General features: G+C 62.3%; 6 protein-coding genes. 4 read left to right on the forward strand and 2 right to left on the reverse strand.

The annotated features are described in order from the left end of the window. Positions 1-122 precede the first annotated feature (122 nt). Positions 123-1,652, forward strand: coding sequence for a helix-turn-helix transcriptional regulator (locus tag NOV21_RS02950; protein WP_283171311.1), 1,530 nt, complete (start codon positions 123-125; stop codon positions 1,650-1,652). A 17-nt stretch (positions 1,653-1,669) separates the two neighbouring features. Here NOV21_RS02950 and NOV21_RS02955 read toward each other — a convergent pair whose 3' ends face one another. Next, on the reverse strand, positions 1,670-2,023 hold the full coding sequence (locus NOV21_RS02955; RefSeq protein WP_283171312.1) for a HepT-like ribonuclease domain-containing protein: 354 nt from the start codon (positions 2,021-2,023) through the stop codon (positions 1,670-1,672). Continuing rightward, positions 2,020-2,493 carry a nucleotidyltransferase domain-containing protein gene (locus NOV21_RS02960; RefSeq protein ID WP_283171313.1) on the reverse strand — a complete coding sequence of 158 codons (474 nt, stop codon included), beginning with the start codon at positions 2,491-2,493 and terminating at the stop codon, positions 2,020-2,022. Before NOV21_RS02960 ends, NOV21_RS02955 begins: the two co-directional genes overlap by 4 nt. Positions 2,494-2,786: 293 nt before the next feature. On the opposite strand from NOV21_RS02960, the gene NOV21_RS02965 reads away from it, so the two are divergent. From NOV21_RS02965 to NOV21_RS02975, 3 genes are read left to right on the forward strand one after another with little or no spacing between them, the layout of a single operon-like run. Beyond that, positions 2,787-4,757 carry a YidC/Oxa1 family membrane protein insertase gene (locus tag NOV21_RS02965; protein WP_283171314.1) on the forward strand — a complete coding sequence of 657 codons (1,971 nt, stop codon included), beginning with the start codon at positions 2,787-2,789 and terminating at the stop codon, positions 4,755-4,757. Further along, positions 4,747-6,861 carry an alkaline phosphatase family protein gene (locus tag NOV21_RS02970; RefSeq protein ID WP_283171315.1) on the forward strand — a complete coding sequence of 705 codons (2,115 nt, stop codon included), beginning with the start codon at positions 4,747-4,749 and terminating at the stop codon, positions 6,859-6,861. Before NOV21_RS02965 ends, NOV21_RS02970 begins: the two co-directional genes overlap by 11 nt. 42 nt (positions 6,862-6,903) lie before the next feature. Further along, the gene (locus NOV21_RS02975) at positions 6,904-7,995 is read left to right on the forward strand and encodes a ComEC/Rec2 family competence protein (protein ID WP_283171316.1); all 1,092 of its coding nucleotides are present in this window, start codon (positions 6,904-6,906) and stop codon (positions 7,993-7,995) included. Positions 7,996-8,151 lie beyond the last annotated feature (156 nt).

Here is an 8,151-nt window from a genome sequence, read left to right on the forward strand (position 1 = left end):
CGCCCGATTCGGCATCCGGGATGCGGGCGGCGGGGAGCGGTCGCTTCCTGCCGCCCGCGCATTTGCAATGAGGGGCGGTGGCGCCCCTTGCTATACTGTCGCACGTGATGCGGGGAGGAACGATGGATTCGACGAAAGGGAAAGAAGGCGCGTGGCGCACGTTCGCGTCCACCGCGGCTCCGCGGTTCTCCAGCTACTTTCTCGGCCTTGTCGCGATCCGGGTCTGGCTGCAGTGCTGCCTGTACGACCGCTACGCCGCAACGGATTTCGGCTCTTTCACTGTCTACGCCAACCTGGTGCGGGTCGCTTTCATCGTCGTGCTCATGACGCTCGCCGCGCGGTCGGATTTCTCCGCGGGGAGGCAGCGCGCCCTCTCCTACGCCTCGGTGACGGCCATGACGCTCGCCGCCGTGCTGTTCCTGATTCAGTTCGAATTCCCCTCCGAGCCCTTGTACTGGATAGCGCTTGTGCTGGCGGGAGCCGGCGTTGCCTGGGGCGGCGGCATGTGGATCTGCTTCTTCGTGCGGCTGGGCGCGCGGGAGGCATTCGCCTACGCGTTCGCCTGCCTGGGGATAAGCGCCCTCTTCGGGTTCCTGCTGGGGTTGTTCCCCCCGGTCATCGTGTATGCGCTGGCGGTGTTCATGCCGACGATCTCCTATGTCTCGTACTGCCAAGTCCAGTCCATCATCGATGAGAGGCCCGCTTCCCCCGACGATTCCCCGCGCGACGCCGTCTACGATGCGGAACCCGGCCATACGCTTGTGCAGCTTCTGGCGGGGGTCGCCCTGCTCGAGTTCGCCTTGGGCATGGCGCGCGGCTTCCCCTTTGGCGCGTCGATCGGGCTCACGCTGCCGTTCCAAGCATTGCATCAGGGAGCCGCATGCGCCATCAGCTTCGGCTTCATCGCATGGGCGGTTGTCGTGCGCCGCCGTCTGCGTTTCAGCGATGTCTGGCGCTTCGTCATCGTCCTCCTCATAGCCGGCATGCTGCTCATCGCCACGCTCGACGACGGTCTGGCGGAGATCGGGGCCACCCTCATCACGCTGTCGAACACGCTGATGATCGGCATACTGTGGTACTGCGCATACGATTTCTCGCGCCATAGCTCCATTCCGGCGTATCTCGTGCTGGGCGCCGTGTGGATCGCGCATATGCTTCCGCGTGAGATCGGCCGCCAGCTCATCATCCTCATCGGCCCGCAGAGCGCCGGATCGGTGCTGGTGGTCACGGCGATGTCGTGCCTGCTGGCGTTCAGCGTGGCGTTGGTGCTGCGGGACAGCATTCCCCGCGTGCGCCCTCTGATGGCGGATTTCGCGGGGCGGAGCGCGCCGCGTCGGTCTGCGGAAAGCGGGGATGGGAGTCCGGATGATGCTGCATCCGCCCATCCGGGTGAAGGTGCGGAAAGCAAGGGCGATGCCATGCCAAAGGATTCGATAGAGGAGCGCAGCCTCGTTCTGCAGAAACGGTTCAGCCTGACCAATCGCGAGACCGAGATGATCCTCTACCTTGCCCAGGGGCGCAGCAAGGCGGCCATCGCGGAAAGGCTGTTCATCTCCGAGAACACCGTGAAGAGCTACACGCGGAGCCTTTACCAGAAGCTCGGCGTCCATTCCAAGCAGGAGCTTCTGAACATGCTCGACCGGACGCGCTAGCGTCCATATCCTTGGGCTCAAATGCGCCTATGCGTTTTTTCCTCGCAGAACGCACGCAGCGGCGGGATGCAGGTCTCAATGGCGTCCCAGACGATTTCGGCATCGAACATCTCGTAGCCGTGGACCAGATGGTTGCGCATGCCATAGATGCGATGCCAGGGAATGGCCGGGTGCTCAGTGCGGAACGCGGCGGACAGCCGATTCACGGCTTCCCCGATTTGGATCAGGCAGAGCGAGCAGCTGTCTTGGTACGGCGTATTCGTGCAGAACTCGCGATAGCCGTCTTCGAATGTGTTCCGTGCGGCATCAAGCCTGTCGCAGTAGCGTAGGATAGTGTGGAGCTGCTCCCTGTCGCGCTCCTCCCGCTTCATAATGCTTCCTGCTCTTTGCGGTACAACACGACCTCGTCCGCGCGAATCTTGCCGAGCAGCCGTTCGCTCGCACCCTCGGTCGTTACGACGTCGACGTTGCGACCGAGCCGCCGGGTGAGCTCCTCTTGGAAATCCAGGACCCGCATGCCCTTGATAGACCCTTTTTCAAGAAGGATGTCGATGTCGGATTCCGCAGTTTCCTCTCCGCGGGCATATGATCCGAAGAGCGAGACGGCATTCGCGCCGTACTCTTTTGCAAGTTGAACAACATGATAGGTGATGACATCGCGGGGGAGGGGGGCATGCCTGTCGAAGTATTCTCGGAGTGCTTCTTCGATAACGCTCGAACGATTGGAAAGCCGTCTGCCGGCAAGCCCCTTCTGCTTATCACGGAGGGAGTAGGAAGCGACCTTTTCGTCCAGCTGCCGAAGGACGTTGTCGTGAAGGTAGATCGAGATGTTCTTCGCCATTCGCTCTCCAATCTATTAGGAATCTATTATAACATCATTCGTCGGTGGGGGACGTCAGAAAGTCCCGTGGCGTGCGGAGCGGGTCGGCACGCAACCTCCGGGATTATGGGTCGCTTGGTCGGAACGCGGTGAAGCGGTGTTGGCGATTGAACCGCGCGGATTGAATCGCGTGCAGCAAAATAGCGCAGCAAAATTGCAAGGGGAATACGGCGGAAGGCTTCCCTAATCGGTGGAGGGGATGATACAATGCCACATCGTCACTCATTCTGAAGCTTCCAAACGAAAGCCGCCCTATGTTCTCTGCCATAGCCGACGTTTTGAATCTGATCGTCCAGCCATGCTACGCCCTCACCGGCAACTGGTGGGCGGCCATCGCCCTGTTCACCCTCATCACCAAAGTCATCCTGATACCGCTCTCCCTGTGGGTGCAGAAGAACAGCATCGTGATGGTGAAGGTCATGCCCGACCTCAACCGCCTGAAGGTGAAGTACTACGGCGACCGCGAAACCATCGGCGAGCTGCAGAGCAAGCTGAACAAAGAGCACGGCTACCATCCGCTGCTGAGCTTGATCCCCCTCGCCGTGCAGGTGATCATCCTCTTCGGCCTGGTGGACGTGATCCACGGCATTACCGACGGGGGCGTCGCGGGGACCGAGATCCTGGGCATGGTCCCTATCGCCGACGGCGGCCCGTCGCTTGCCATGCCGGTGCTGGCAGGGCTTTCCGCGGTGCTCATGGGGTTCGCGCAGAACCGCATCAATCCCCTGCAGCGCGAGCAGTCCCGCGCGGAGAAGAACGCGACCAACGCGCTCTCCATCGGGCTTTCGCTGTTTCTGGGCTTCTTCGTGGCAACGGGCATGGCGTTTTACTGGGTCATTTCCAACCTATCCGCCATCCTGGTCCAAGCGGTGTGCAACATCGTCATCAAGCCGCGCAAGTACATCGACTATGAGGATCTCGAGGAAAGCCGCAAGGAACTCGAGGTTTTGAACGCGTTGGGCGCCAAGCGAGGTTTCATCGCCCGCCTGCGCGACCCGCTGATCAAGCGCGAGCGCAAGGATATCAAGCGCTTCTACAACGTGGTGGGGAAGCATCTGGTCTTCTATTCCGAGGGGAGCGGTTTCTACAAGTACTTCCGCGGCGCCATCGAATGGCTGCTGCAGAATTCCGACCTGCCCATCCACTACATCACGAAGGATCCCGACGACCAGATCTTCGAGCTGGCGAAGGGGAATCCGCGCATCATCCCGTACTACATCGGCGAGCAGCGCCTGATCACCGTGATGATGAAGATGGACGCGGACATGGTGATCACCACGCTGGGCGATCTGGACGTGTACTACATCAAACGCTCGTACGTGCGCCGGGATATCGAGTACGTGTACATGTTCCATCACATGACGTCGACCGGTCCGACATCGCATAAAGAAGAGTACATGAATTACGACACGCTGCTGTGCGTGGGCGAGGAGCAGATCGTCGAGCAGAGGCGTTTCGAGGAGCTGTACGCCGACGAAGGCGCGCGCAAGAAGAACCTGATCCCGGTGGGGTACGACTTGCTGGACCGCGAGATCGCCGATTACGAGGCGAACCATGCGTCCAAGGCGGACCGCGCCGGCAAGAAGCCCACGGTGCTCATCGGCCCCTCATGGCAGGTGGACAACCTGTGCGACTCCTGCATCGACGTGCTGATCGGCAACCTGCTGGGACATGGGTGGCGCATCATCGTGCGCCCGCACCCCGAGTACACCAAACGCTACCGGCCGCGCTGGGATGCCATATTGGAGCGGTGGAAGCATGTGCCCGAAGACGAGCTCTTCTTCGAGAAGGACTTCTCGTCGAACGATGCCATCGTCGAGTCCGACGTGCTCATCACCGACTGGTCGTCGGTGGCGTTCGAGTTCGCCTTCAGCACGAAGAAGCCGTGCATCTTCGTGAATACCACGATGAAGCTGAACAATCCGAACTATGCCGAATTCGCGCCGAATCCGTCTGATATCTCGCTGCGGGACAGGGTGGGGGTCTCGTTCGAGCCGGACGACCTGGACGGCGTCGCCGATCAGGTGCGGGACATGATCGAGCATCCCGATCGCTGGCACGACCGCATCGCCGGCATCGTCGAGGAGAGCGTGTTCAACCTGGGCCATGGCGGCCAGGCGGCGGGCGAGTACATACTGAATCGCCTGCTGGAGCTGCAGGCGGCGAAGGACGGCGCCGCCTCGGATGCGGCCGCTGGGAAGAAGGGGGTCGAAGATGCCGCGTAGCATGCACGCGCCCCTGACGCGGGGCGGCCGCCTCGCGCTCGCCGGCCTCTGGGCGGGAACCGCGTTCTTCCTCGCTGTCGTGTGGTTCGCAAGCGTGCCGTCGGTCGCGTACGCTTATGTCGACCCTTCGGTGATGACCTATACCATCCAGGCGCTCGCCGGCGTCGCGGTGGCGCTGTCCGCGCTTGCCGGCGTGGTCTTCAGGCGTTTGCGCCGCAAGATTTTCAATGTGTTCAATATCGACGAGAACGCGAACAAGGCGACGGAAGGGCGCATCGCGCGCATCGCCCCCGACGGCGCCGATGCCCCCCGGATGTTCAGCGAGGCGGACGACCGCGCCCGCGCTCTGCTCGAAGAGAGCAGGGGGAAGGCCGGGGAGCGGTCGATCGCAGACCTCACATGGAAGAAGCGCTTCGGGTATTCGCTTCTGATGTCGCTTTTCGCGTTCTTCATCATACTGGTGGCCCCTGCGATGGAGATCATCGGGGGGAACGCCGACAGCCTGGTGTTCAGCTTGGACAAAGTATGGTGGGTGTCCGCCCTCATCAACGGGGCCCTCGCCGTCGCATGCGCCTTCGCGCTGTCGACGCTGCGCGGCAAGTCCTTCCTGGCGGCGCTGCTGTTCGTGTTCTGCCTGACGTGCGCGGCGTATGCGCAATCGATGTTCATGAACGCCGGGATGATGCCCGCCGACGGCGGCTACATCGGGTGGGACGAACCGTATTTTCAGGAGAAGATGCTCAATTCCGGCATCGTCTGGCTTCTCATCCTCATCGTGCCGCAACTGCTGAGCATGAAACACCGCTACACCTGGCTGAAGGCGACGAGCGCGCTTGCCGTGGCTATCATCATCATGCAGGCGTTCGGCGTGGGAAGCGTTGCCGTGGATGTTGCCAAGGCGGTGGGCGGCAGGGCGCAACCTTACGTCACGCAGGGCGATCTGTACACGGTCAATCCCAACGACAACGTCGTCGTCTTCGTGCTGGACACCTACGACACCGCGTTGCTGGACGATGCGGTTGCCGATGACCCGCATACCCTGGACAATTTCACCGACTTCACCTACTTCCGCAACAGCCTGGGGACGATGATTCCCACGGCGAACGCGGTTCCCTACATGCTCTCCGGCGAGAAGCCCGAGCCGGGCGGGGATGTGAACGCGTACCGCGCGGTCAAGTACGAATCGAGCAATTACATCCCCACCATGCGCGAGCTGGGGTATTCGGTGGGAGTCTACACCGATACGGCGATGTTCGATTACCGCAATCCTGCCGATATGGCCATTTCGCAGATGACGACGAACATCCATCCCGTCGATCAGGCACCGGTCGATATCTGGGGCACCTACGTGGTCATGAACCAGTGCGCCCTGTATCGCGAGGCCCCGTGGTCTCTCAAGCCGGATTTCTGGTATTACACGACCGACGTGAACAACCGCATGGTAGGCGGTTCGCCGGATTCCGATGGGGACGAGGCGCTCTACGAGCTCGACGATGCCGGTATTCTGAGGGCGATGAGGGAGCGCGGACTTTCGGCGACCGATACCGCCGATGCGGGCGCCTTCCGGTTTATCCACCTGTTCGGGCCGCATTTCCCCTTCTCCGTCGATGAGAACGGGAACGATGTCGGCGTCGCGAATTCCGACCAGGCTCGCCAGGCCCGCGGATCGCTGAAGGTGGTCGATTGCTATATCGACGAGCTGAAGCGGTTGGGGCTGTACGACCAGGCGACCATCATCGTGACCGCCGACCATGGCGTGTGGGACGAGCGGGAGGATCCCGTTCGCAACGCCATCAGCCCGATCATGCTCGTGAAGCCGAGCATGCCCGACGGCGGCGAAGGCATGCCGGTGCAGGTTTCGGAGATGCCCATCAGCCACGAGGACATCGCGCCCACCGTTATCCAGGCTATGGGCGGCGATCCAAGCGCGTTCTGCAGCGGCTTGACCGTGTGGCAGGTGAGCGATCCGGGCAGGATCCGCTACTTCAACGCGCTCACCAACGTGGGGCCGGAAGGGCAACGCATGGTCGAATACCGGGTTGAAGGAGATGCGCTCGACCTGCATAATTGGTCGAAGACGGGGAATGTGTGGCTGGGGGCCTAGCGTTCCCCTACCGTGGGGGGATCGGAAGATGCGGAGGACGCGATGGGCGCGACATCTGGGAAGACCCTGCCCGCTCGGGGCGTGAAGCTGTTCGGCGCGAAGACGGTGGCTCTCGCGTTGACGGCGCTCATCGCGCTTGCGTGCGCGATGGCGTATGCGGGGACTGCGGGGAAGCAGGCCCCGACGAGGCTCTACGTGCTCTCCATCGGATACGGCGACGCCCTCATCATCGAGAACGACGGGATGTTCGGCATCATCGATTCAGGTGAGAGCGCGGATTCCCCCGACGGCTCCGATTCCCGTTATCCCCTGCGCGACGGCATCGCGCAGGGCAACGGCGTGGAGGGGTACCTGTTCCCGTTGCTCGACGAGCTGGGGGTCAGCGCCGATAAGGGAAATCTGCAGTTCTACATCGGCACCCATCCGCATAGCGACCATATCGGCACCGCAGCGGAGGTCATCGAGAAGTACCGCCCCCGATTCGTATACACCCCGTACTACGATGACTCCATGATGAACAACGAAGACGCCCTGTGGGACAACCAGTACGTGTACGACAACCTGGTGAACGCGGCGCATGGGTGCGGCAGCGTCCTGATCCAAGAGTACGATCCGAACGCCGATCCGTATCCGGCGCCGGACGGGAACGGCAATGCGGTTGGCAATCCTAACTTCAAGCTGGGACAGGCGGATATCTCCATCCTCGGCTTCAGCAAGGGGGAGGCTTTGCCCCCGGGAGACATGGGCGATGCCAACGAGATCTCGTACGAGGTCTTGCTGAAGTGCAACGGCTATCGCACGTTTTTGGCGGGCGACGTGGACGATATCGGCCCCTCCGAGCACATCATCGCGAAGACCGTCGGCGAGGTCGACGTGCTGAAGCTGGGGCATCACGGCAACGAGGGGGCGGGCCGCGCGGACTTCATCCACGCGCTCAGCCCCGCGTACGCCATCCAGACGGGGAGCGAGTACGCGCTTGCGGGCGAGACGACCCGCGCCCTGATGGACGAGGGCGCCAAGTACTACCCCACGAGCGAGGCCGTCGACGAGCACCTGCCGGCGTTGGTGTTCATCTACGACGAGTATGGGATAACGGTCAACATGGAACCGTACGAACTGGGCCTCTGGGGCTAGCGCAGGCTTCCCTAGGGAACCGCCGATGTATTCCGCCAGCCCGGGGGCGGCATGCTGGCGCCGGAGCGGCCCGATCCCCGTCCGCGCACGCCTGCGCCCGCTCGGCTTCCGCCGCTTTGGCGCTCAGCCCGCCGCCCCCGGCCAAGGCGGAATTAA

The sequence above is a fragment of the Curtanaerobium respiraculi genome (assembly GCF_024609215.1).
GTDB classification, from domain to species: domain Bacteria; phylum Actinomycetota; class Coriobacteriia; order Coriobacteriales; family Eggerthellaceae; genus Curtanaerobium; species Curtanaerobium respiraculi.